Annotated in this window: 24 protein-coding genes; 11 read left to right on the top strand and 13 right to left on the bottom strand. The window is 58.3% G+C overall.

Annotated elements, in window-relative coordinates; translation table 11 throughout:
• The first annotated feature begins 46 nt into the window (after positions 1–46).
• A complete protein-coding gene (locus tag HIJ39_RS11015; RefSeq protein ID WP_207711627.1) occupies positions 47–1,285 on the top strand; it encodes an MFS transporter in 1,239 nt (412 codons plus the stop codon).
• A 25-nt stretch (positions 1,286–1,310) separates the two neighbouring features.
• Positions 1,311–1,718: an acyl-CoA thioesterase gene (locus tag HIJ39_RS11010; protein ID WP_169099620.1), complete on the top strand. Its 408-nt coding sequence runs from the start codon at positions 1,311–1,313 to the stop codon at positions 1,716–1,718.
• Here HIJ39_RS11010 and HIJ39_RS11005 read toward each other — a convergent pair.
• Positions 1,715–1,978: a hypothetical protein gene (locus HIJ39_RS11005; protein WP_169099618.1), complete on the bottom strand. Its 264-nt coding sequence runs from the start codon at positions 1,976–1,978 to the stop codon at positions 1,715–1,717. The two genes, HIJ39_RS11010 and HIJ39_RS11005, sit on opposite strands and share 4 nt — an antisense overlap.
• 148 nt (positions 1,979–2,126) lie before the next feature.
• Here HIJ39_RS11005 and HIJ39_RS11000 point away from each other — a divergent pair, with 148 nt between their 5' ends.
• The 3 genes from HIJ39_RS11000 to HIJ39_RS10990 all read left to right on the top strand — a co-directional run bounded on the left by HIJ39_RS11000 (position 2,127) and on the right by HIJ39_RS10990 (position 3,312).
• Entirely contained in the window at positions 2,127–2,609 is a 483-nt protein-coding gene (locus HIJ39_RS11000) for a GNAT family N-acetyltransferase (protein WP_169099616.1), read from the top strand.
• Positions 2,606–3,082 (top strand): PaaI family thioesterase, encoded by a 477-nt coding sequence (locus HIJ39_RS10995; protein ID WP_169099614.1) that lies wholly within the window; start codon positions 2,606–2,608, stop codon positions 3,080–3,082. The genes HIJ39_RS11000 and HIJ39_RS10995 overlap by 4 nt, the downstream gene beginning before the upstream one ends.
• 83 nt (positions 3,083–3,165) lie before the next feature.
• Complete coding sequence (locus HIJ39_RS10990; RefSeq protein WP_169099612.1) at positions 3,166–3,312, top strand: hypothetical protein; 147 nt, start codon at positions 3,166–3,168, stop codon at positions 3,310–3,312.
• Positions 3,313–3,510: 198 nt separating this feature from the next.
• Here the strand turns inward: HIJ39_RS10990 and HIJ39_RS10985 are convergent, their stop codons facing one another.
• Positions 3,511–4,248, bottom strand: a complete 738-nt coding sequence (locus tag HIJ39_RS10985; protein ID WP_169099610.1) for a VIT1/CCC1 transporter family protein — start codon at positions 4,246–4,248, stop codon at positions 3,511–3,513.
• Between the two features lie 294 nt (positions 4,249–4,542).
• Here HIJ39_RS10985 and HIJ39_RS10980 point away from each other — a divergent pair, with 294 nt between their 5' ends.
• Positions 4,543–5,862 (top strand): NRAMP family divalent metal transporter, encoded by a 1,320-nt coding sequence (locus HIJ39_RS10980; protein WP_169099608.1) that lies wholly within the window; start codon positions 4,543–4,545, stop codon positions 5,860–5,862.
• A gap of 22 nt (positions 5,863–5,884) precedes the next feature.
• Positions 5,885–6,106, top strand: coding sequence for a hypothetical protein (locus HIJ39_RS10975; RefSeq protein WP_243239558.1), 222 nt, complete (start codon positions 5,885–5,887; stop codon positions 6,104–6,106).
• A 234-nt stretch (positions 6,107–6,340) separates the two neighbouring features.
• On the opposite strand, the gene HIJ39_RS10970 is transcribed toward HIJ39_RS10975, so the two are convergent.
• The 10 genes from HIJ39_RS10970 to HIJ39_RS10925 all read right to left on the bottom strand — a co-directional run bounded on the left by HIJ39_RS10970 (position 6,341) and on the right by HIJ39_RS10925 (position 17,769).
• A complete protein-coding gene (locus tag HIJ39_RS10970) occupies positions 6,341–7,165 on the bottom strand; it encodes a carbohydrate ABC transporter permease (protein ID WP_169099607.1) in 825 nt (274 codons plus the stop codon).
• Complete coding sequence (locus HIJ39_RS10965) at positions 7,162–8,148, bottom strand: carbohydrate ABC transporter permease (protein ID WP_169099605.1); 987 nt, start codon at positions 8,146–8,148, stop codon at positions 7,162–7,164. The genes HIJ39_RS10970 and HIJ39_RS10965 overlap by 4 nt, the downstream gene beginning before the upstream one ends.
• Before the next feature lie 72 nt (positions 8,149–8,220).
• Positions 8,221–9,516 (bottom strand): ABC transporter substrate-binding protein, encoded by a 1,296-nt coding sequence (locus tag HIJ39_RS10960; protein WP_169099603.1) that lies wholly within the window; start codon positions 9,514–9,516, stop codon positions 8,221–8,223.
• Between the two features lie 148 nt (positions 9,517–9,664).
• Entirely contained in the window at positions 9,665–10,663 is a 999-nt protein-coding gene (locus HIJ39_RS10955) for an aldose 1-epimerase (protein ID WP_169099601.1), read from the bottom strand.
• Positions 10,663–11,850 (bottom strand): galactokinase, encoded by a 1,188-nt coding sequence (locus HIJ39_RS10950; protein ID WP_169099599.1) that lies wholly within the window; start codon positions 11,848–11,850, stop codon positions 10,663–10,665. Before HIJ39_RS10950 ends, HIJ39_RS10955 begins: the two co-directional genes overlap by 1 nt.
• Positions 11,844–12,818 (bottom strand): galactose-1-phosphate uridylyltransferase, encoded by a 975-nt coding sequence (galT, locus tag HIJ39_RS10945; protein ID WP_169099597.1) that lies wholly within the window; start codon positions 12,816–12,818, stop codon positions 11,844–11,846. Before galT ends, HIJ39_RS10950 begins: the two co-directional genes overlap by 7 nt.
• 34 nt (positions 12,819–12,852) lie before the next feature.
• Positions 12,853–14,073, bottom strand: coding sequence for an ROK family protein (locus HIJ39_RS10940; RefSeq protein ID WP_169099595.1), 1,221 nt, complete (start codon positions 14,071–14,073; stop codon positions 12,853–12,855).
• 106 nt (positions 14,074–14,179) lie between these two features.
• A complete protein-coding gene (locus HIJ39_RS10935; protein WP_169099593.1) occupies positions 14,180–14,827 on the bottom strand; it encodes a YoaK family protein in 648 nt (215 codons plus the stop codon).
• A 158-nt stretch (positions 14,828–14,985) separates the two neighbouring features.
• Positions 14,986–16,428 (bottom strand): CoA-acylating methylmalonate-semialdehyde dehydrogenase, encoded by a 1,443-nt coding sequence (locus HIJ39_RS10930; RefSeq protein WP_169099591.1) that lies wholly within the window; start codon positions 16,426–16,428, stop codon positions 14,986–14,988.
• Positions 16,429–16,440: 12 nt separating this feature from the next.
• Positions 16,441–17,769, bottom strand: a complete 1,329-nt coding sequence (locus HIJ39_RS10925) for an aspartate aminotransferase family protein (RefSeq protein WP_169099590.1) — start codon at positions 17,767–17,769, stop codon at positions 16,441–16,443.
• A gap of 113 nt (positions 17,770–17,882) precedes the next feature.
• Here HIJ39_RS10925 and HIJ39_RS10920 point away from each other — a divergent pair, with 113 nt between their 5' ends.
• Complete coding sequence (locus HIJ39_RS10920; protein ID WP_169099588.1) at positions 17,883–19,388, top strand: PucR family transcriptional regulator; 1,506 nt, start codon at positions 17,883–17,885, stop codon at positions 19,386–19,388.
• 33 nt (positions 19,389–19,421) lie between these two features.
• Here HIJ39_RS10920 and HIJ39_RS10915 read toward each other — a convergent pair whose 3' ends face one another.
• Positions 19,422–19,865 (bottom strand): SRPBCC domain-containing protein, encoded by a 444-nt coding sequence (locus HIJ39_RS10915; RefSeq protein WP_169099586.1) that lies wholly within the window; start codon positions 19,863–19,865, stop codon positions 19,422–19,424.
• A gap of 200 nt (positions 19,866–20,065) precedes the next feature.
• Here HIJ39_RS10915 and HIJ39_RS10910 point away from each other — a divergent pair, with 200 nt between their 5' ends.
• The 3 genes from HIJ39_RS10910 to HIJ39_RS10900 all read left to right on the top strand — a co-directional run bounded on the left by HIJ39_RS10910 (position 20,066) and on the right by HIJ39_RS10900 (position 22,675).
• Complete coding sequence (locus HIJ39_RS10910; RefSeq protein ID WP_169099584.1) at positions 20,066–20,827, top strand: TSUP family transporter; 762 nt, start codon at positions 20,066–20,068, stop codon at positions 20,825–20,827.
• A 296-nt stretch (positions 20,828–21,123) separates the two neighbouring features.
• Positions 21,124–21,945, top strand: coding sequence for a DUF4097 family beta strand repeat-containing protein (locus HIJ39_RS10905; protein WP_169099582.1), 822 nt, complete (start codon positions 21,124–21,126; stop codon positions 21,943–21,945).
• Positions 21,946–22,237: 292 nt separating this feature from the next.
• Positions 22,238–22,675: a hypothetical protein gene (locus HIJ39_RS10900; RefSeq protein WP_169099580.1), complete on the top strand. Its 438-nt coding sequence runs from the start codon at positions 22,238–22,240 to the stop codon at positions 22,673–22,675.
• Positions 22,676–22,825 lie beyond the last annotated feature (150 nt).

The raw sequence follows: 22,825 nt of genomic DNA, 5'->3' as shown, positions 1-22,825 counted from the left end.
ACGATGATTGTACGATACAACTAAGCCGAAGGAGAGAGACTTCGCCGTGAACAGCAGCGCGGAAGCGTCCGCAGGCCATTCGCCATCGCAGCGGTCAGGCTTCTTCAATCAGCCTATGGCGGTCTGGGCGGTTGCTTTTGCCTGTGTCATCGCCTTTATGGGTCTCGGGTTAGTGGACCCCATTTTACCGCTCATCGGGCGACAACTACACGCCAGCCCTTCTCAGGTAGAGCTCCTATTTACGAGCTACAACGCGGTCATGGCCGTCGCCATGTTGATCACAGGGGTTGTGTCGACCCGGCTGGGTTCCAAGGGCACCCTCTTAACCGGACTGGCGATTATCGTGATTTTTTCCTTCTTAGCCGGACATGCCGGATCGATTGGCCAAATTGTTGGATTTCGTGCCGGATGGGGACTAGGCAACGCGTTCTTCATCGCTACCGCATTGGCCGCCATCGTGGCAGTGGGCCGCGGGGGCACGGCCCAAGCCGTGATTCTCTACGAAGCGGCGTTGGGGTTAGGCATTTCCGTGGGACCGTTGTTGGGCGGAACACTCGGCAGTATTAGCTGGCGGGGGCCGTTTTACGGGGTCACCGCTCTGATGGCCATCGCCTTCATCGCCGTTGCTGTCCTCTTGCGTGGCGTGCCCAAACCCGAACATCGCACTTCGGTTGCTGATCCCATTCGGGCGCTGCGACACCGCAGTCTCCTTACCATGGGCGTTATGGCGTTGCTCTACAACTTCGGCTTTTTTACCATTTTGGCCTATACGCCGTATGTGCTCCCGCACTTAAGCGCGCATGGACTCGGGTTCGTGTTCTTTGGCTGGGGCGTATTGCTTGCGGTGGCCTCAGTTTTTGTCGCGCCTCGCCTGCAGAGCCGTTTTGGCACCTTGACCACCACCTACGCTATGTTGGTGCTTATCGCCCTGGACCTGGCGACCATTGGCGTTTTCGCCAACGACCAGTCGGTGGTCATTGTGGCGGTGATTATTTGCGGTGCGTTTTTAGGCATTAACAACACCTTGGTGACCACCGGGGTCATGAATGCGGCGCCCGTGGAACGGCCAACAGCATCAGCGGCCTACAGTTTTGTCCGCTTCATTGGCAGCGCCATCGCCCCCTGGTTGGCCGGTAAGCTGGGGACTCTCTTCAGTCCTCACGTCCCCTATTATGTGGGCGCCTTGGGTGTGAGCCTCGGCTTAGTGGTACTCATTTTGGGACGCAACTCGCTTCGCCATATTTACTGCCGGGCTGACGTCAGCCCCGTCGCTCTTGTATACTAATCGTCGGATTTAAGGGAGGTTATCAATGCATACCACGTCGCTCCGGGTTCGCTTCGGCGAAACCGATATGGCCGGTCACGTCAACAACGCCGTCTACCTCAGCTATTTGGAAGAGGCTCGCATTCAGTTCCTGCGAGAGGCCCTGCACCTGGACGGCATGCCGCTTATTCTGGCCTCGGCACGCCTTGACTTCATCAGCCAAGTCTTCTTCCCCGACCAAATTACGATTGAAAGCGGCGTCTCGCGCTTTGGCCGCTCCAGTTTTGATATCGTCCACCGCCTCTACCGAGAACCGGATCACCAATTGGCGCTGGAGGGGTTGGCCACGGTTGTTTATTTTGACTACCAGCAACAAAAGCCGGCCCCGTTCCCGGAGGAATGGCGGGACCAGCTTCAGCCCTATTGGACCTCGGCTCCTGCGGCGCGCGCTTAATAGCGCGGCCGCTCAAGGGGCGGCCGGCCGCGGTCAATGTACGTCAGAATCCCGCCCACCAAGGCCCAAAGCCAAATGACCCCGCTGATGGGAAAGACAAAGGGGGTCAGAATCCCAAAACTTAGCTTTTTCAGCAAGAACACGACCAACAGCACGGCGAGTTGAACCACCCCGGAAAACCACTTGCCCATAATGAGGGTGCCGACGCCTGGCAAAAACAAGTTGACAACAATCCCGACACCCGCCAAAATCCGTCCCATGGTATTTCACCGACCTTCCTACGGAGCTCCGAGATACGACCTATGCTCCTCAGTCAGCTCTATTATGGCATACCGCACCGACGAACGCCCGCGCCCACATTGTTCCTCCTGAACGCTATCATGGAGAAGGATGCTGGGAGGTCAAACGATGCTCACACTCGTCACGAGCCCCCATCAATGGGAGGAGGCGCTGCCTCTCTTAATGGATGCCATGGGCCGATGGAGCGCCGTGTCTGAATGGGGACGCCGCTATTTAACCGATCCCGAGGATACGCTTTGGGTATGGGAGACGCCCCGGGGTCCGGTCGGGGTCATCGGCTTTCATCGCCAACCTGGTCGCTCCGCGGAGATCACGCATATCGCCATCCACTCTCCATGGCGCGGCCGTGGTCTTGGCCGTCAACTCATCCAAGCAGCCTGGTCCCGCCACCCGGACGTCGAGCAACTGGTCTTAGAAACCGACGACGACGCCATCGCCTTCTATCGCCGCTTGGGCTGGGATTGCCAGGCCATTGGCCCGAAAAAGCCCGGGTGGCGGACTCGATATCGCTGCACCTGTTCCCGCAATGACGCGTCAGGCAGTATAGTGGATGTAGGATCCCATTTCATGAGAAAGGATGACGGTGCATGACCGAGCCTTCTCTCCCCATTCAGCACTACTATCATGACGACTTTTCCTGGTGTTATGGCTGCGGCACCAACAATGCCTCCGGCCATCACTTTGAAACCCGCTGGGATGGCGAGGAAACGGTGACCGAATATCTCCCGCGCCCAGAACATACCGCCATTCCCGGATTTGTCTACGGAGGTCTTTTGGCCTCGCTTGTCGATTGCCACAGCACCGGTTCGGCAGCACTCGCGCTCTATCGCCAGGAAGGCCATGAACCGGGGGACGGCGCCCCGGTTCCCCGCTGCGTAACCGCCTCCCTGCACGTGGAGTATCTCAAGCCCACCCCGATGGGCGTGCGTCTTCAGGTTCGCGGTCGCATTGAGGAGATCAGCGTAAAAAAAGCGGTGGTGGTCAGCCAGGTCGCCGCGGGCGAGCAAGTGGTGGCCACAGCCCGGGTCGTGGCGGTGCGGGCCCCGCAGACCATGACCGGTTAACGGAAATATTTTGAGAAGCTAACCCAAGGCTCGCATAAAGATTTATGATATTCTTCAAATCCGCAATCCCTGGAGGGGTTCCAATGGCCAAGTGGAGCGAGTATAAATGCTTTGATTGCGATCAGATATTTCTGTTGCCGGCGGGCAATAAGGCGTCCACCTGTCCCCGCTGCGCATCCGACCGCATCCAATATGGCGGGGATCGCCAATTAGTGGACGAGAACAGCTAATTCGACAAAACAAAGCCTCCCCTTCCCCGAAAGCGGAGGCTTTGCTCTGGTCCTTAGCAACCGGTCTCGGACCTCGTGCAGTCGACAGCAAGACAACGGTGAACTCAAGCATTGACAACCGAACCCACGTGCAAGGTCCTCGGCCAGAACGAGGACAGAGCCGGGTAGGCAGGCCCCCCTGCTACGAAACGTTACAACTCAGGCAAAGAGCGGAGCAATGAGACTTCCCGCTCCCATTCCGATCGCCGCGGCGATGGAGGCCACCGCCAGAAACGAGATGGCCGATCGCCACCAGCGTCTTCCTGTGCTGCGAGCCGTTGCCGATCCTAAGCCCAACGCTGTCAGTACCGAGAACATGACCACCCACACTAAGGCGTGCCTCGGATTTTGGCCGAATATCACCGGTAGAACGGGTGGAAGGGACCCTGCGGCTACTGCTAATGCCATCAATCCAGCATTCCTCCACGGGCTCTCGAAGGATTCGGGAACAATACCCAATTCATCGCGCAACATGAGCCGGAGCCACAGGGTCTTGTCGCGTTGTAGGTGCGATCGAATCATCGCAACCTCTAGGTCAGACATGCCGCAGCTCTGATATAGGCGTCGCATCTCCTGCAACTCTTCGTGCGGCGGTTCCGCGATCGCCCGTTGTTCTCGGCGGACTTGCACCTCGTGATAGCCCACTTCGACCCGTGTCGAAAGGTATGACCCCAGCACCATCGAAGACACCGCCGCAGCAATAATGGCAGCTAAACTGCTTCCCAGCACGACGCCACGGGACGACCCGGCGAAAATTAGCCCTGCCACAAGGCCAACCGTTGCCACCAAGCCGTCGTTCATACCAAAAACCATTTGGCGTAACGTCGCACTACCGCCGCCGTGCCATGCCTCGGCCTGCTCTTCGGGAAGTGACTCCCAGAGTACTCCCGGTTCCATGCGAATCCCCTCCTGGTCAGGCTCCCCTCATTGTGAGCCGATGTGGACTTTGTGAACCCGTTCTAACGAAGTTGCCTCGGTCTCACTTGGCTACGGCATCATACGAACCTTGGCCTGGAGGGGTGCATCGGCGGAATGGTCATCTCCCACCGTCCAAAATCGGATCAACCCTCAGGCTCGTCGTGGAATTTTTTTCCACACGCCGGGACAACTCACTGACCGGGCAACACCTGGATATCGTGATCTTGCCTAGGGCTAACAAGTGAAGCCCGTGCTGACTTGGGAGGGAACCGTATGGCCACACAGATGACCGAAGAAGAGAGGAACCGTGCGCGCGACCAAGTTCGCGTGTTGAAAGCACAGCATCGTCAAAACCGGTGGCGCCTGTTGTGGCTGCTCGTCGGGCCCGGTATTCTTGTCATGCTGGGTGAGAATGATGCACCGTCCATGTTGTCGTATTCCGCCACAGGCTCACAATTCGGCGTCGGATTCTTCCTGCCGTTTGTGGTACTCACATTCGCGATGGCGTTCGTCGCCCAAGAAATCACGGTCCGCCTGGGTGCCGTCTCCAAGACCGGTCACGCCGATCTCATTTATCGGCGATTCGGGCGGTTCTGGGGCAATTTCGCCATGATCGACTTGCTGCTCACTAACGTGATGACCCTCATTACCGAGTTTGTCGGCGTGGTGGCGGGAGCTGGGTTCTTTGGCATCCCCGCCTGGGTCGCCGTCGCGGGCGCCTTATGCCTTATCGTCGTGACCACGCTCTTCCGCCGCTATTGGCGGTGGGAGCGGATCACGCTGGCCTTTGCCCTGTGCAATCTGATTTTCATTCCGGTCGCCTTTCTCGTTCACCCACCATGGGGACAGGTGGCGCATGCGATAGTTACATGGGGGCCACTGCCGGGCGGCATCACAAACAACACCATCGTGATTCTCTTGGCCGATATCGGCGCCACCATCACCCCGTGGATGTTGTTTTTCCAACAGGGCGCCGTGTCTGACAAGGGGTTGTCGGTGAAAAATATTCGTCACGGGCGTTTCGATACGGCACTTGGGGCGTTGCTGGCGGCTGTGGCCGCCATGGCGGCGATTATCGCCACGTCCCCCTTGTTCCTCCACCACATGAACGCGGCCCAATACGGCGCCGCCCAATTCGCGCAAGCGCTCCGCCCCTACGCCGGCCGCATCGGATCCACACTTTTCGCCATGGGTATCTTAGAAGCCGGCTTGGTAGCAGCCATCACCATTTCCACCTCCTCGGCCTACGCCTTTGGGGAGGTCACTCGCCGTGCCCATAGTCTCAATCGGTCATTTCGCGATGCCCGAAGTTTCTACGGCGTGCTCTTGCTCGTGGCTGTCTTCAGCGGCGCTGTGGTCTTGTTGCCGGGGTTTCCGTTGGAACTAGTGGTGATCATTGTGAATGTGGTCGCCGTCCTCACCATGCCTCCCGCCATCGGGTTTCTGCTCATCTTGGCGAATGACCGCGACGTCATGGGCTCGCATCGCAATACCTGGCTGCTAAATATTCTGGGGATTGGCGTCGGGGTCTTTGTGTCGCTTGCGGGCGTCCTCTACGCGATCACCGTCATTTTCCCGGGATTCCACCTTTAAGTAAGAAAGGAGTGTGAAGGTCATGATGGACGCCGAGTTGTCTCCGAGCGCGATCGAGCGGGTTGATGACACAGAGTTGTTCGAAGCCGCCGTGGCCGAGTACCGCGAGTCCGCTGCCCACATCGAAGGGCTGAGCCTACGACCGCTCGGATCGGGCCTAAAGAGCCTTATTTGGGGTCTGCGTCTCTACGTCCTCTTTATGGTTGTGGTGGTTATTCTCAATATCGTGCAAACCCTCCATTGAAAATGAAATCCCTAAAGCGCCTCGCCACGCTGCAAGGCGCTTTAGCACGCCGGGACATGGATATGTCTTCCGGGCTGATAATCAGGGATAGTCCAGGTCAAGAGCCCCCCCTCGCGCATACGTCGGCAGACCCGGGAGTATCATCGCGATAGTGGTGTGTGCGCGCGTGCCCTGATAAACGAAGGCGCCCGACCCATGGGCTGGCGCCTTCCCTATCAGCGCTGACGCCTATCCCTAACCCTTGACTGATCCAGCCAACAAGCCCCGCACGAAATAGCGGCCGGCAATGAAATACACCAGCAAGGTGGGCAATGAGGCAATCAACGTGGCGGCCATCAGCACGTTCCACTGGATATGCTGACTGCCCGACAGATTCACGATGGCCACCGTCACCGGCTGCCAAGGCGGCAAGGTGATGCTGACTCCGAAGAGAAAGTCGTTCCACACCTGGGTAAACTCCCAAATGCAGGCCACCACAAATCCCGACACCGACAACGGCAGCATGATGTACCAGAAAATCCCCCAATAGCCCTGTCCATCAATTTGCGCCGACTCCAAGATGTCTTGCGGGATCTCGGCGAAAAAGTTGCGGAAAATTAGGGTCATAATGGGAAGCCCGTAGACAATGTGCGCCAGCGCTAATCCGGGAATGCTCCCGAACAGGTGAATGGCGGCCAACACCTTAACCAAAGGAATCAAGGTGGACTGATACGGGATGAACATGCCCAAGAGAATGATGAAATAGACAATGTTGGCGCCGCGAAACTTCCACTTGGACAAGGCATAGCCGTTAATCGCACCGATAAACGAGGCGATGATGGTGACCGGAACCGCCAGATAGACACTGTTTAAGAGGTCCGGCGATACCACGTGCCATGCTTGGGCCAAGCCGGAGAAGGCAATGGGATGCGGCAAGGACCACATGTGCGAGAGGCTCACGGCGGCATTGTGCTTCAGACTGGTGACCACCAGCATGTAAACCGGGAGCAGGAAAATAACCAAGAAGAAGGTCAGCACCACATAGAGGACGGTGCGACCCGCAATGCGTTTGGCGGTCATCCTCTCGCCTCCCTTCTGAGTGTCGAAATCAGATACGGCACCACGAAGATTAGCACCAAAACCAACAGCACAATGGCGATGGCTGCCCCTTGCGCAAAGGCGTCCGCGTTAAAGGTGGTGTCAAACATGTTGAGTGCCGGCAAGTCGGTGATGAAGTTGGGGCCGGGTCCGGTCATGGCATAGAGCAAGTCGAAAACTTTAAGCGACGAGGCCATCAGCAGGATGATGGCAGTCACGGTTACGGAGCGCAACTGCGGCAAGATTACCGAGAAGAAGGTGCGCCAGGGACCCGCCCCATCAATCACCGCCGCCTCTTTAATTTCCTCGGGTATGGCCCGAAGGCCGGCCAGATAAAGCGCCATGGTAAACCCGCACCACTCCCACACCGTAGCGATGAGGACGGCCAAAAACGCCACCGGAAGCCCCCCGTTGATGGAGAACAGGTGGAACCCGCTGGGCGTAAATCGCGGCGACAAATACCACTGGGGAAGCTTGTGGATGCCAAAATGCTGCAAAATGAGGTTAATGCCGGTCTGGGGGTTGAGCAGCCAGTCCCACACCACACCCGTTGCGGCTGCCGAGACCGCCATGGGATAGAGATAAATGCTGCGAAAAACGCCTTCCAGCTTAATCTTTTGGTCCAGCAGCACCGCCAAAAACATCCCGACGACAAGACATAGAAGAACAAACCCGATCGTGAAATACACCATGTTGCGTAAATCTGACTGAAAGCGATACGAGGAAAAAATGGCCCGAAAATTCGCCAGACCATTGTACGACATGTTTACGATGAAGGAATTCCACTTGGATAGGGAAACCCATCCGGTCCAAAAGATGAAGGCGTACACGAACACGCCGAGCAAAATCAAAGTGGGAATAAGCGTAATGACGGCCCACGCTTTGTCCCGCGACAACCGCCGCCGACGCTTAACCGGCTTTTCGAGACCTGGTTCGACCGCCGCTGACGGTTCAATGGTACTCATTTAAAACCCTCCATGACAGCGGCGGGTTCAGACGGCAATGCCGCCTGAACCCCCGTTTTTCCGCACTCTCCGTTAGTTCAACGGATTGGCACTGGCTGCGCTCTGAAGCGCCTGAACAAACTGGTTCACGTTGCCACTGGCGGTGAATTGGCTCATGGCATTTTCCAGGGCCGTGGTGAAGCCGGGGTTCAAGGCCCCTTGGCCCGGAATCAAGACCAGCGGATCCTTCTTGTACGATTTCATCGCCGACTTCGAGTAAGCATTATATTGCGCCGGATTGGCATCCAACCGCGGCGAGAAAGTGCCCTTCAGGGGGTTGAACTTTGCCTGACCCGCGTTCGATCCCAGCACCTTCAAAAAGTCGATAGCGTTGGTCTTTGCCGTCCCGGTCAATCCGGTCGGCAGACCAAAGGCGTCGGAAACCGCGGCGAAAACGCCCTTGGTGCCGGGCGTTGGCGCCCATCCGAACTGCTGGCCGGGCGTCAGTCCCGCCGTAGTGGTGAAGTATCCTGCCGCCCAGTCACCCATCACGTTCATGGCTGCCTGGCCTTGCGCCACCATTTGGTCCGCTTGCGCCCAGTGCAGCGACGACGCATTGGAGTTGGTGTACTTCATCACCTCGAGATAGGTCTCCGAAGCTTGCTTGACGCCAGCGCTGTTCAGCGGAATTTTCCCGTCTAGAATGGCGTCGTAATTCTTATAGCCGACTGTGCCCAAGAGAATGTCGCTCCACAGCAAGGTCGTCTCCCAGTTGCCATGGTTAGCCACTGCGAGCGGCGTGATGCCGTGCTGCTTCAGAATCTTGGCCTCACTAATGAACTGCGACCAGGAGGTCGGCGGCGTGAGATTATATTGCTTGAAAATCTTGGTGTTGTACCAGAGAACGTTGGCGCGCTGCATGTCCACCGGCACGGCGTAAATCTTTCCGTTGAACATCGCGAGGTTCAACAGCGACTTGGGATAGTCGCTGTACCAGCCCTGCTGTTTAAAGAGCGAGTTGAGCGGCTGCAGCTTGCCCGCTTCCACCCAGGACTTCAGTGACCCGTTGCCCACGTGCACTTGGAAGGTTGAGGGGGGCTTGCCGGCATTCATGCGGCTGGCCAAGACGGCCTTGGCGTTGGAACCAGCCCCTCCCGCCACAGCGTCATTCACCACTTTGACGTTGGGATATTGGGCCTTAAAGGCCTCAAAAAAGGTATTGAGCGCCTTGCTGCTGGCAGTGCCTGTCCACCAGCTGAAAATGTCGACGGTGTTCGACGAGGGACTAGACACTTTGCCGGTACTCGAGGACGAGCCACATCCGGCCGCCACCACGGCCACGGACAAGAGTCCTGCGGCCCCGAGCGCTATCTGCTTCCGATTCATCATTGCCTCCTGTCAAAGACAAGCAATTTCTACGTGAATTTCAGCATAAAGCTCTATGAGATTCCGCGACAAAGCGCTGAGTCTCATCTGGATGATAAACCAAACAATTCCTCAGGTACAAGAACTTTGTAAAATATTTTTACTATGCTCGTCAAACCTGGCTCTTTTTTCGAATGAGAATTGCGCTGTGGGTGTGCAGGCGCTGGCCCGGGTCGAGCCTCACAACCCCAAGGGCCTCCGGATTAGGGAGATTCGGCGCATTTACCATGTTGGTCTGCGGTTCGACACACACAAACCGCCCCCGTGCGCCATCATTCCAGACCATCCAATACCGAAAACGCGGATCGACGCGATAAATTAGCGACACCCCAATGTTCGCATCCCGAATCGAAGCCTGGTTGACCTGGCCGGGATGGGCGACCGTGTAGTGGTTGTCGAAGGACTCGACCATCGGATTCGCTCCCTCGGCTTTGAACGCCTGTTCGACGCGATCCAAGGGCAGAACGGCGCCGGTGGGAAGCGCTCGGTCGTCTAATTCCAGCCGTTGTCCAATATCCACTGACAACCGGCAATCCTCGATGGCACTCCCGGGATTGAAGGGAAAAGAAAATGCGGTGTGAAAGCCCAGCATGACCGGCATGGGCTCCGGGCTCCGATTACGAACCCGAACCCATTGCGACAACCCGGCGGCCGACAGCGTATACGCAAGCGTCAGCTGAAAGCGGTGCGGGAAATAGGTGTAAAAGGGATGACCGACATCAACGGCATGCGTCAGCACCACGTAAGCGGCCCGTCGCGTGAATCCCCGGCCCAGCACCTTCCACGGCAGCTGATTGAGGAATCCGTGGATAAAGTTGTGCCGGGCTGGCTCGTTGATGGGAAATTGATAGGTGCGTCCAAAGAGCGTAAAGGTGCCGTCCGCATAGCGATTGGGTGGGAAAAGTATGGGGATGCCATACACCCCCGGATGTTCGGAAAAGCGTTCGAAACTCTCGGGCTCTCGAAGAAATGACCACCCCGCGTCCGGTCGGCGAAAGGCAACCACATTCCCACCCCAGCGGGGCAGAACCACCGCCTCGTACCGGCCAAATTGCAGGGTAACCGCGTCTTCGCCTAAATAGCGGGTTTCTCCCCTAACTCCCGACCGCATCAGCTCTGTACCTCCTCCGTGACCTCGCGCACCCCATTGCCGGCTGCGCTCACATAAAAGCTTGCTTCACGGCCAACGGCCGTGCGATAGCGCTCTTGCACCGCCTCTTCAAAGGCGCTTGCCTGGTCCGCCTTTACTAAGGCCAACGCACATCCGCCAAATCCCGCCCCTGTCATCCGCGCCCCAAGACAGCCTGGCGCTTGCTGGGCGGCTTCCACCAAAGCGTCCAATTCAGGTCCAGTCACTTCATAAAAATCCCGCAAGGATTCATGAGACAAATTCAACAGAAGGGCAAATCCGGGCAAATCGCCCATTCTGAGCAGCCGCACGGCTTCTTTTACCCGAGCGTTTTCACTCACCACGTGATCGACGCGTCGGCGCAACACGGCACGGTCGATGAGCGGACGATAGGCCTCCCACAGATCAGGACTCAGGGTAGCCAGCGACAGCACCGACTTGTCCCGTTGCCGCAAGATCGCCAAAGCCTCCTGACACTCCTCGCGCCGCAAATTGTAGCGCGACTCGGCCAGCTTACGCTCCTTGTTGGAATTGATAATAATTAGCCGGTAGGCGCCCAGATCTAACGGCACGTATTCAAAGGTCAGGCGCTCGCAATCTAGAAGCACCGCAGCATTCTCACGCCCGGCGGTGACGGCAAACTGGTCCATAATGCCGCACTGCACCCCGACATAATCATTTTCCGCCCGTTGCGCCATCCGCGCCAATCCCTGCGGGGTCAGAGGGCGTCGGAGAATGGCTGCCAGCGCAAATCCCGTCACCACCTCGACGGCGGCCGAACTCGAGAGCCCCGCCCCACTGGGCAGGTTACTAAAGAAGAGGAAGTCCATGCCGGGGATTTGCCATCCCTGCTCACGCAAAACCCAGAGCACTCCCTTGGGGTAATTGGCAAATCCGTGTTCCGGCCGATAGCCAAGATCTCCATCTTTGACCTCAATCTCTTCGGGAAAGGCGCTCGAGGCAAATCGGAAGGCTGCATCAGCGCGCGGGCGGGCCAAGAGCCAAACCCCTAATTCGAGCGCCGCCGGCAGAACGCGTCCCCCGTTGTAGTCGAGGTGCTCCCCAATCAAGTTGACGCGTCCTGGGGCAAAAAACCACCGCACTCCCTCGAGGCTCCCCCCAAACCAATCCGTAATTTCCCCAATCCTAGATTGCACTGCGGTTACCATTGCCCGTCCCTCCTGGCGTCTTGAATGGCGCGGCGAAGAAGCGGCGCGGTCTCCTCCACCGAAGCGGGGTTGGCAGCCACGCCAGCTCCGACCTCCGAGGACGCGCGATATTTGATTTTGTTTGGGGCGTACAAAAGCGGGTAGAACTCGACATGAAAATGATAGGCATGAGCCTTAAATGAGGTGTTGACCGGGGCCTGATGCAGAGCCATCATGTACGGCATGGGTTTTTGGTAAACGCGGTCCAACCCGGATGACACCGCCTTCAGCATCCAGGCGAGTTCCTGGCGCTCGACTTGATCCAGATCTAAGAGCGAGCTCTTATGTGCTCGCGGAGCCACGAAGGCACCAAAGGGATACTCGGTAAAATACGGAATATAGCTCACCATATGTTCTGTCTCGGCTACCTGCCGAGGCCCGTTGCCCTCTTGGTCGTTTAAGTCGCACACCAAACAATGGCCGTGTTCTTGATGATAGCGGTGGCTGGCGTCCAATTCCCGCTGCACGACCGTCGGCACGAAAGGATAGGCATAGAGTTGCCCATGCGGGTGTTCCATGGTTGCCCCCACTTCCGCTCCCCGGTTCTCAAACAAGAAAATGTACCGGATCTGCGGATCCTGCCGCAAGTCCCTAACCCGCGACACCCACAGATCGATAAGTTTCTCGATCTGGCTCACGGGGAGTTCAGGCAACGACGCGTAATGATCGGGCGAATATAAAACAACCTCACAGACGCCATACGCGGGGCGAACTTGACGCCATGCTTCCAATCCAGACTCAGGCATGGTGGGATGAATCGATAATACCGGGAAATCATTGGCATATGACAGAACCTGATAGTCCTCGGGAACCTGTCCCGACCCCGGACAAAATGGGCATTGGGCCCCTTCCATGGCGGGCCGCTTTTGTCGGTTGGCAGCCACCATCACCCATTCGTCCAACAACGGGTTGTAGCGTATTTCAGCCATTGTCTCGTCCTCTCTTGAGTCTCAACCAGCAGTGTTAAAATTTCGGGGAAAACAAGGAATGCAGCACCATGGTGGCAGCCCCAATCAGCGTGGCATCGGAGACCGTGCTCGGCATCACCCGCAAGTGGGCGCCGGCCGTTTCGACAGCAACTTGCCGCACCCGCTGAACCAGCGGATGCCAAAAGTATATTCCGGCTCCACTGACCCCACCCCCAATAATGACGGCGTCCGGATCCAACGCGTTGACCAGTTGGCCGATGGTGTTGCCGAGATGCGTGCCGGCCGCGTTAAACAACGAGCGCGCCAGACTATCTCCGGCACTGGCCGCCTGATAGATGGTATAGGCGGTCACACTGTCGAGATCGCCCCCGGCCACCTCCGGGATGAGGCTCGGTATGCCGCCCCGCACCGCTTCCACCCCACGGCGGGCAATAGACGGACCTGACGCCACCGTCTCCAGACAGCCCTTCTTGCCGCAGGCGCATGGTCGCCCATTGGGCTCCACCACCGTGTGGCCTATTTCACCGGCACTTCCCGAGGCCCCCGTCAACGTTTCCCCCCGTACCACGACGGCTGCACCGACCCCTAACCCCACGTTGACGAACAAAAAGTCGGATCCCGCGCCTGGAGAGCCAAACCAGCGTTCCCCGGCAGCCATGGCCCGTACATCGTTGTCCACGAAGACCGGAGCCTTAAATCGCTCTTGCAGCGTCTCCCGGATAGGAATGTTGTGCAATCCGAAGTTGGGCGCAAAGATGGCCGTCCCGGCCTCAGCATCGACTATCCCATGCATCCCAATTCCTACACCCAGCCACTGATCAAGCGTCATGCCTTCGACGCTCAACATATGCTGCAAAACCGTATCCACGCCGTCGCCTAGAATGGCGAGGAACTGATCGGGGCTGGTCAAACGCTTTAAGGGAAATACCTGCCGCACGATGGGCGCGGCATTCAAATCCGTCGCGCCCACACGGACCTCGTGAATGCCCACATCCACACCAATAACAAACCGCGATCTCGGGTTCAGGGCCACGGGTACTGGGCGGCGACCTCCCGTGGAGCGACCCGGAAGTTCTTCCATCACCAATCCCTCGGCAATCAAGTTGCCCACCAGATTAGTGACGGTGGCCTTGGTCAATCCCGTTCGTTCCGCAATTTCGGTGCGCGGCAAGGGACCGGCCTGGCGAATGACGGAAAGGATGGCAGCAAGGTTGAGCCGCTTCATGGTCGGAGCCGATGCAGTCAATGGTCGCACTCCGATTCCCCCTAAATTTTGGAACATCTTTGTTAAACATTTTAACTTATTTGTTTTGGCGGTTCAATATGACGAAAATCCGAATCGCTCGCCATCGCCCTTACCCTTAACGGGGTTCCGCTGACGCCCGGCTCACGGCGACCCAGAGGCTCAGCCCAGCCAATACCACCACCGACAGCAGCACCACCCGCGTAGGATGCCGACGTCCGAGCGCCGCAACCATCGCCCCAATCGCATAGGCGAAAAAAAGCGCCAGACGCACCGCCGCCCCTCGCGGCCAACCCTGCCCCCTGAACCCCATCAGCAGGTCGTCCATCATTTGCGTCAAGGTACTGGTCACCACCGTGGTGATGGCTCCCGCGACATGAAGATGCTTCGCCAATCGGCTTTGCACCCCCATCCCGAAGCTTCCCACCACAATCGCCGCGATGTCGCGTCCCATGAGGACAAGCCCACTCAAAAACACCAGTGAAAAGAATTCCAAACCCAGCCCGATAAGCACGGAACGCTTGCTGAAAGAAAGCCCCAGGGGCCAGGAGGCAAAAATCGCACCCAGCGCAAATCCACAAAGACAATAGGTCGAACGCATGGCTTGCGCTAGATGGCCGCGAGCCAAGGCAATCGACAACAGCACCAAATTTCCCGTCATGTTGGCTATGAACACGTGACCCAGGCGGAAATATCCGAGTGCGTCCACAAGGCCTGCCACCAGCGTTATGGCAACGACAATCCCTGAAGGGTTCCGAACGGACAATCTGTAATCCTCCCAGTTCCCGGTCCGCCACGGAGGCGGACCGGCAGCCCATCATATGGTAGGCTACCAACAAACTGGTTTAAGGATTCTCGTGGTCGGGTGATTTTGCCACTTTTCCCGTGCCATCTGTCCACAACCCTTGACTCACAATCCTCTCCTTACCAACGAGTGGTGGTGACCCGCCGCTCCGTGTAGAAGAGAAATGCATCCGTCCCGGTGGCGTGGAGGTCTCCATAGAACGAATCCTTCCAACCCGCGAAAGGGAACCAGGCCACGGGGGCCGCGACGCCAATGTTGACACCCACCATTCCCGCCTCGATGTGGTCGCGGAAATACTGGGCGGCAGCGCCAGACTGGGTATAAATGGTGGCGGTGTTGCCGAAACGCGAGCGGTTGGCCACCTCGACGGCCGCCGGAAGATTCGGTTGCCGCATCACACTTAGCACCGGTCCAAAAATTTCCTCTTGGGCAATACTCATCTCCGGATGCACGTCATCGAACAAGCTGGGACCCAAAAAGAAACCCTGGGCAGGCACCGGATGGCGGCGTCCATCGTACACGAGCCGGGCGCCTTCGCGTTGCCCGCGCTCAATGTAACGAACAACCCGGTCGCGGTGCGCGGCGCGAATGAGTGGACCCATCTCAACCGAAGCCGCGGTTCCCTCCCCAACGGCCAAGGATTCTGCCCGCTGGGCCATCGCCTCCGTCAGCCAATCCCCCGCTTCCCCGACCGCAATGACCACCGCCCCAGCCAGACAGCGTTCACCGGCCGAACCAAAAGCGGAGCTGGTCAATGCGTCAATGGTGCGCCCACGATTGGCATCGGGCATCACTACATGAAAATTCTTGGCCCCGCCTAATGCCTGCACGCGCTTCCCGTAGGCGGCTGCCGTTTGATAGACGTGTTTAGCCACGGGCTCGGATCCCACGAACGACACCGCGCGAACGACGGGATGGCTGAGGAGTCGGTCAACCACTAACCGACCCCCATGCACAACATTGACAACCCCCTTAGGAACGCCAGCTTCTGTTAAAAGCTCCAGCAGTCGAAGCGACGTAAGCGGCGTGCGCTCCGATGGTTTCAAGATGAAGGTGTTGCCCGACACAATGGCCGGCGGGATCATCCACAAGGGAATCATGGCCGGAAAGTTAAAGGGCGTAATCCCGGTCACAACGCCCAAGGGCACCCGGAGCATGAACACTTCAACTCCCGTGGCCACGCCTGGCAAAATCTCGCCTTTGAGTATGCTCGGGGCGCCCGCGGCCAGCTCCACCACCTCGATGCCGCGGCCCACCTCGTTATAGGCGTCGGACAAAATTTTCCCGTGCTCGCGAGTCACCATCTCCGCCAGTTCCTGATGATGCCTTTCCAAGAGGTCGCGATAGCGGAACATGCAGCGAGCCCGCTCCAAGATGGAGGTGCCGGACCACTCGGCGAAGGCTTCCGCGGCCGTTTTGACGGCCTGGTCCACCGCCCCAAAGTCGTCGAGGGGAACATCCCCTAGCACCTCACCAGTCGCAGGATTGTACACCTGATCCCATTCGCTCGCGTGCGGCTCGACCGCCTCACTGGCAATACTGTGCGCGATATGCTTGGCCATGAAGCATCCCTCCTAGTCCTGGTATTGAATGCGAGTTGAGGGCACTGCTGCCAACTCGCTGTGTGTTCCATACAGGGATTGCAACGTCTCACCGAGGACCTCGAGAGCCTCGGTTACTTCATTGGCGGTAACGGTCAGGGGCGGGGCAATCCGAATGACGTTCCCGTACAGTCCGCCCTTGCCAACCAGAAGGCCTCGTTTTTGGGCTTCCTCCAGCAGTTCGGCAGCTAGGTCGGGGGCTGGCTTCTTGTCCTTTAGAACAATCTCAAGGCCCTGCATCAATCCCTTGCCGCGCACATCGCCTAGAATTGGGAACCGATCGGAGAGATCCTCTAATCCCTGACGCAGTTGATTACCCCGGATACGCGCGGCTTCGGTGAGGTTCTCCCGCTCCATCACATCCAGCGTCGCCAACGCAGCCCGCATGGACAGCGGATTACCCCCGAAAGTAGAGATGGTGGGGCCTTGATAGGCGTTGGCCACCTCGTCAGTCGCTATCGTCGCGCCAATGGGAAGGCCGTTGGCGAGTCCTTTGGCGAAGGTCATGAGGTCGGGGTGGACGCCGTAGTGGTCAATGCCAAAGGCTTTGCCTGTCCGCCCGAAGCCGGTCTGCACCTCGTCGTCGATAAAAAGCGCCCCGTACTTGCGAGCGATGGCCACCGTTTCCTGGAAAAAGGCCGGGGGCGGTGTAATGAAGCCGCCGACGCCCTGAATGGGTTCGGCCAGAAAGGCGGCCAGACGTCCTGAGGTGCTGGTGCGGATAAAGTCGTCTAGATCTTTGGCGCATTCAAGGCCACAGGTGTCCGGCGTTTTTTGAAACGGACAGCGATAGCAATAGGCGTTATGAGCTTGCCGAATGGGCAGACTCATGCCGGAACCGGCCAGCTTCCAATTAGCCTGTCCGGTGAGTCCCATCCCCACCTGCGAGCGTCCCGAATAGCTGTGGCGCAAGGTCACCACCTCTTGGTTGCCGGTTGCCAGCTGCGCCATGGTAATAGCGGTTTCATTTGCCTCGGTGCCGCTGGTGGTAAAGAAGCTCTTCTTGAGTTTTCCCGGCGTGATGGCTGCCAGCCGTTCCGCCAGGTCCACCATCGGCTCCGTCACATAAAGCGTTGAGGTGTGCACCAACCGGGCTGCTTGCTCGCTCACCGCGGCGGTCACTGCCGGATGAGCATGACCAATGGACACCGTTAAAATGCCACCAAAGAAATCCAGATACGACCGGCCCATGTCATCCGTTACCCGCCGACCGTCCCCTCGCGTCAATACCAAGGGATCCGTGTAATATGTCGACACTCCGGGCGCCAAATATTCCCGTTGCCGCCCTGTCACGTCGCTCATCATGCCACCTCCTCAATCTCTTGCCCGTGATTATAATCGCGCCGTCTTCCCTTTTCCCGCGCCATTCAGTATGATTTTTAGAACAATTATTAGACACTTTGTAAGGAATGCCGATGATTACCATTCAGGATGTTTTGCGGCGCCCGGTCTTTCAGAGAGCCTTAGTGGCGGCCGGAAAAGAAAGCCTCAGCCGGCCCATCAGTTGGGTCCATGTCGGCGAGATCCCTGATATTGGGCACTATTTGCAGGGCGGCGAACTGGTGCTGGCGACCGGAGTCGGTCTATCGTCGAAAAGTCAGCGCACCGCCTATTTGGCCGGGCTCATTGACGCTGGGGCCGCCGGCTTGGTGGTGGAACTGGGGAGCTATTGGAAGGCTGTCCCCAAGGATTGGGTTCTTTTGGCCAATCGGCGCGACTTCCCCATTATTGTCTTTCCCGCCCCCGTGCGGTTTCTCGATTTATCTCAGGATATCAACAGTCTGGTTATCAGCCGTCATCACCGACTGATGGACGACTTGGAGAGCTTGTCGCTCGGAATCCGCCATGCGCTTCTCAACACAGAAGGACCGGACCGGCTGGTGGATCTATTAGCGAAGTCCCTCGGCTTCCCCACGGCCTATTGGCCACGCGATAGCGCCAAGCCACCCGCCCTCAGCGAGGGATTTCCCGCGGGTCCGATGCCGCCCCTGCCATCCGCCCTGGCGATTGGTGCACGTCGCCTAAATAATCAGGTGGTCTGGCAAACCGTGACCGTCTTCAGCCAACCGACCGGCGACCTGTTAGTAGCTTGTCCTGGAGAGACGGTGGACGAGCACGTGTATTTGGCCATGGATCGGACCGCCGCAGCGCTGGCCCAAGACCACATCCGTACCGAAGGCCTGGATCGCATCCACCGGCAGGAAGATGCCGCCTTATTGGAACATTTGCTGTGGGACGCGGCACCGTCCGCCGCATCCTTCCAGCGCTTCCGCACGCGTTTTGCGCTCACGCCCAAGACCGGGTACGGCGTGGTGGTCAGAGCGGGTGCTGGAGGTCCCCTCTCGCAAATGAGGAAGAATGCGAGCCTTCACGTTGGGCACGTCACCCATCAAGACCGGCACATCTGGGTGGTAGCCGGCCCGCGCCCAGTGGTCACGCGCCTTCTTGCCTCGCCCGACTGGGACGCCGTGCCGACGGGATCCTCGTGCTTTCACAGCGACCCTTTCAGCTTGCCGCGCGCGCTCGAAGAAGCCAATGATGCAGCAATTGTCGCGCGCTTGACCGACTTGTCCCCAGTCGCCTACAACGAGATGGGGGTTTGGCGATGGATCCTGGCCACGCCCATTGACCAGTTGAAAACGCTCATGGTGGACCCCGAGCTCGGTCCGATTTTGGTGCGAGCGGACCGCGACAAGCTTATCGAGACCCTGGACGCCCTGTTCAGCTATCCGGATTCCAAAACCCGTGCCAGCCAAGTCCTGGGGATCCATCGCCAAACGCTCTATGCCAGAATCAAGGTGCTAAGCGATATTTTAGGCGAGGATCTCCTCGCCTCACCGCGGCGCTTAAATATCCATCTCGCCCTCAAGATTTACCGATATCTCCAAGCAGCCCTTCGAACCGTGGAGCAATCCGACTAATGCCGAGACGCTCCGTTGGCCGCGCATGCCGCGCTATCCCGCTTTTTTGGCGGCCTTGGCAATATTGTTGAAGAATTGGTTCATGAGGAGCGTCGTGGCCCCTGAGAGAATTTTCTGGGCCACCCCGGCTTGACTTGAGCCCATGGTCGCCACCCCTTGATAGGTGACTTCGGTACCCTTGTCAACAGACTCGAAGTGTACGGCTAATTCCATGCGGATGGTCCCCAACGGCCCCTCTCCCTCTAGCAGCAACCGATATGCCTGATTCTCCACGGCATCCTCAATCGCCATCACGCCACGATATCGTCCCCGCAAGGCGGGAACTCCCATCACCAGCTCCACCACATAGCGGTTCTCGCCCTCGGACTCCATGCGGGTTAAGCCGGGCATGGTGTCAACCAACGTATCCGGGTCCGTTAGCAGGTGATAGCAGACGGAGGGCGTGGCGGCAATGATTTTGCGGCCGCTAATTTCCATCAAAGGCTCCTTTCTGCTCCTTAAGGATGGACACGGAACATAAATATGCGACGAAACGCTATGCTTGCATGTCCGTGGCGTTTGTCGCAATTTTGATCCTACACGGCACCCGTGGCCATCGCCTGCACCATCGCCAAGAGAAGACGCGGCGAAGGGGCGATGAGCTAAAATAAGAGTATTCCGGTCTGAGAGGAAATCGCGTGTCTCTAGTCATTATTCTTGCCATAACGTTGACCGTTTTCCTGGGCGCTCTCACACGGACCATTTTTGGGTTCGGGGAAGCGGTGGTGAGCATGCCGCTCTTGGCATTGCTGCCCCTTCATTTGCCGACCGCCGTAGCGTTGATGGGACTAGTCAGCTTGACGGTCGCAGCCGTTACCGTCACCACAGGTTGGCAGCACATCCATCGTCGGGAGCTAGGATCGGTGGTTCTTGCGGCTCTTTTGGGAATCCCGGTCGGTCTCTGGATGGTGACCTCCGTGTCGCCAAAGATCGTTACGGGATTGCTCGGGGCGGCGCTGATTGTCTACGGCACGTTTTCTTTGTCTCGTGCGCGGCTGGCGTCTGACGACGCAGCGGCCACCATCGCATCCCCCCGTTGGGGCGTGCTGTTGGGCTTCGCCTCGGGTGTATTTGGCAGTGCCTACAACTTTACGGGTATCCCCGTGGCAATTTACGGGTCGTTTCGTCGCTGGCAGCCTCGCAATTTTCGCAGCACGCTACAGGCTTACTTTCTCATCGCCGGTACGCTGATTGTCGCTGGACAAGGTCTGAGCGGCATGTGGAGCCCGACGATGGGACGTCTCTATTTGTGGTCGCTTCCGGCCATCGCGCTGGCCCTCGTCGTTGGAACCCGATTGCAACAACGCATCCCTGCCACAAAGTTTCACCGCTACGTCTATCTCTTGGTCACCGCGCTCGGGACCCTGCTGCTGGTTCGACTGGCACTGCACCTGCCGTAACCTGCACAGCCCAACGACGCTCCGATCACCGGTTTGCCCTCCGGTTCAACCCACTGAGAGAGCCTTGCATCGCACCACCATGGCAAAGTGTCGACCATGTGCAAACCCGGCAACCGATCGAGAAGCATGGCGATGGCAATTTGCCCCTCGTGGCGCGCAAGCGGGCCTCCCGCCCAAGAGACGCGCCGCGCTTCCACCCCCTACCAGGCCCCGAGAAACCTCCCCCCACCTGTGACTTTTTCACCCCTAGGATCCTCTAACTCTAAAAGAAACGCCTCCGTGCTGGACGAGAGGCGATGGAGGGATTAGCCATTCTTCTGCAAAAACCCTGGATGATTCTTGGCGCCGTTCCGATTTTCATGGCAGGTTGCGGACAGGCAACCATCCCCATTGGACCCGCCACCGTGGCCGTTGGGGCAGTTCGGCACATCACCCGCGTCGTGGGAAGCGATCCGCACATAACGGTATCTGGCGGGGGCGTGAATGTGGCGGTTACCTCGGCTGTGGGAAAGACTCTAAGCCTCACCTATCAATTGCCCAAGCGTGGCCGGGTCACCATCGTGCATCGTAGATCCTGGATTATCCAGGTCCACCTGCCACCCCACATCAATACTTCGGGAAAGGCATATCTGCACCTCCGTGTTCCCACCACCGCATCATTGAATGGAGCGACGGCTGGCGGAAACTTGAGTGCCGAGGGCATGTACCGCCGCGTTTCGCTGGAATCCACGGGCGGCAATCTGGATGGCACGCACCTCATCACCAGATCGTTGATAGCCCAGAGTCAGGGTGGGACCATATCCGTCAGCTGGTCCAAGCCGCCGGCCGACGTGAAGTTAGAATCGCAAGGCGGGAACATCGTCATGACCGGCCCTTGGTCACCGTCGTCGTTCATTTCCAGCACTGGCGGCGACATCCATGTGACGGGCAACCCGACAGTGCGTACCGTTGTCCGTCTAACCGCCGCCGGCGGCAATCTCTCCTCCGGGTTTTCGCCCCTCGCGTCCGCCAATAGCGTGAGCGGTCCAATCACCGCGGCCATTGGTCCTCAGTCCACGGTCACACGTGGTGTGCTGGTGGTTCATGCTGCAGGTGGCGACATTTTTCTCAACCCATGAGCCGTAGCCAGTCGCGCGCCCTAGGACCCTAATGTCAGCCTGCGGTTGAGATCCGCCACCCAGTCGTGCCTTCCGGACTATGTGAGGAGATGAACCCAGACATTCGGTTCGGTGTAGGTCCTGCCAATCATTCCTGCACGTAGACGGCTAATCTGAGGACCCGGTCTTCCGGCTCCCCGGGGTAGATGATGGCTCGACGCCGATGGCGCGGTAAGGCAGCTTGCTCAACCCTTGCCATGAAACACTTCAAAGATTCCAGGCGTTCGGACCTTGGAGAGAGGGGGTGGTCCCTTTGATTCAGGCCAAGCGAATCTCCGCCATACTATCGGCGATAACCATGGCCCTAATCGTCGCCGGCTGTGGTCCATCAAAATCAGTTGCATCAACGGCCATCCCTATGCCGACCGTATTCTGGCATCAGGTTGGGCGCGCCATCCGCCTGACGAAATTCCCGCGGACACCAGGCGAACAGCCTTGCAACATTCCCTGGGGCGGCGCCGAAATACCCGGAAGCGGCGTCGCCGGATCCTGCTCGACGGGCATCACGGATCGGGTGCCCTTGAATTTGGCGATCGTCCCCGCCCCCCTGCGGGCCGAAGCTGTCGCGACGGTAACGCTATCAGAGCGATGGGGCATCCGGCATTCCGCCACTTTTACATTCATCCTTAACCGAAACGGCAAGATATTGGCCGAGCGCATCAGCGGACAGCCTCCGCAATTCGAGAAGTAGCCCAAGAACGGCATTGCCCGTAACCCCCAAGGCTACTCGGACTGATGTCCCTGAACGTCGTGCTTTTCACCAATGAGGGTTTTTCATAACTGGACAAATCACGGCTGTGGATAAGTGCTCCCCCTTGATGATGCCCTTTCCAACGTTCTG

The sequence above is a fragment of the Sulfobacillus harzensis genome (genome assembly GCF_012933365.1).
Lineage (GTDB): Bacteria > Bacillota > Sulfobacillia > Sulfobacillales > Sulfobacillaceae > Sulfobacillus_B > Sulfobacillus_B harzensis.
Note: the sequence above shows the minus strand (reverse complement) of the source record. Positions and strands in the feature narration are given on the sequence as shown.

Bases quoted from the DNA above. Each gene is read 5' to 3' on its own strand.
- HIJ39_RS11010 (WP_169099620.1), top strand. From the start codon at position 1,311: ATGCATACCACGTCGCTCCGGGTTCGCTTCGGCGAAACCGATATGGCC.
- HIJ39_RS11005 (WP_169099618.1), bottom strand. From the start codon at position 1,978: ATGGGACGGATTTTGGCGGGTGTCGGGATTGTTGTCAACTTGTTTTTG.
- HIJ39_RS11000 (WP_169099616.1), top strand. From the start codon at position 2,127: ATGCTCACACTCGTCACGAGCCCCCATCAATGGGAGGAGGCGCTGCCT.
- HIJ39_RS10995 (WP_169099614.1), top strand. From the start codon at position 2,606: ATGACCGAGCCTTCTCTCCCCATTCAGCACTACTATCATGACGACTTT.
- HIJ39_RS10990 (WP_169099612.1), top strand. From the start codon at position 3,166: ATGGCCAAGTGGAGCGAGTATAAATGCTTTGATTGCGATCAGATATTT.
- HIJ39_RS10985 (WP_169099610.1), bottom strand. From the start codon at position 4,248: ATGGAACCGGGAGTACTCTGGGAGTCACTTCCCGAAGAGCAGGCCGAG.
- HIJ39_RS10980 (WP_169099608.1), top strand. From the start codon at position 4,543: ATGGCCACACAGATGACCGAAGAAGAGAGGAACCGTGCGCGCGACCAA.
- HIJ39_RS10975 (WP_243239558.1), top strand. From the start codon at position 5,885: ATGATGGACGCCGAGTTGTCTCCGAGCGCGATCGAGCGGGTTGATGAC.
- HIJ39_RS10970 (WP_169099607.1), bottom strand. From the start codon at position 7,165: ATGACCGCCAAACGCATTGCGGGTCGCACCGTCCTCTATGTGGTGCTG.
- HIJ39_RS10965 (WP_169099605.1), bottom strand. From the start codon at position 8,148: ATGAGTACCATTGAACCGTCAGCGGCGGTCGAACCAGGTCTCGAAAAG.
- HIJ39_RS10960 (WP_169099603.1), bottom strand. From the start codon at position 9,516: ATGATGAATCGGAAGCAGATAGCGCTCGGGGCCGCAGGACTCTTGTCC.
- HIJ39_RS10955 (WP_169099601.1), bottom strand. From the start codon at position 10,663: ATGCGGTCGGGAGTTAGGGGAGAAACCCGCTATTTAGGCGAAGACGCG.
- HIJ39_RS10950 (WP_169099599.1), bottom strand. From the start codon at position 11,850: ATGGTAACCGCAGTGCAATCTAGGATTGGGGAAATTACGGATTGGTTT.
- galT (WP_169099597.1), bottom strand. From the start codon at position 12,818: ATGGCTGAAATACGCTACAACCCGTTGTTGGACGAATGGGTGATGGTG.
- HIJ39_RS10930 (WP_169099591.1), bottom strand. From the start codon at position 16,428: ATGGCCAAGCATATCGCGCACAGTATTGCCAGTGAGGCGGTCGAGCCG.
- HIJ39_RS10925 (WP_169099590.1), bottom strand. From the start codon at position 17,769: ATGAGCGACGTGACAGGGCGGCAACGGGAATATTTGGCGCCCGGAGTG.
- HIJ39_RS10920 (WP_169099588.1), top strand. From the start codon at position 17,883: ATGATTACCATTCAGGATGTTTTGCGGCGCCCGGTCTTTCAGAGAGCC.
- HIJ39_RS10915 (WP_169099586.1), bottom strand. From the start codon at position 19,865: ATGGAAATTAGCGGCCGCAAAATCATTGCCGCCACGCCCTCCGTCTGC.
- HIJ39_RS10905 (WP_169099582.1), top strand. From the start codon at position 21,124: ATGGAGGGATTAGCCATTCTTCTGCAAAAACCCTGGATGATTCTTGGC.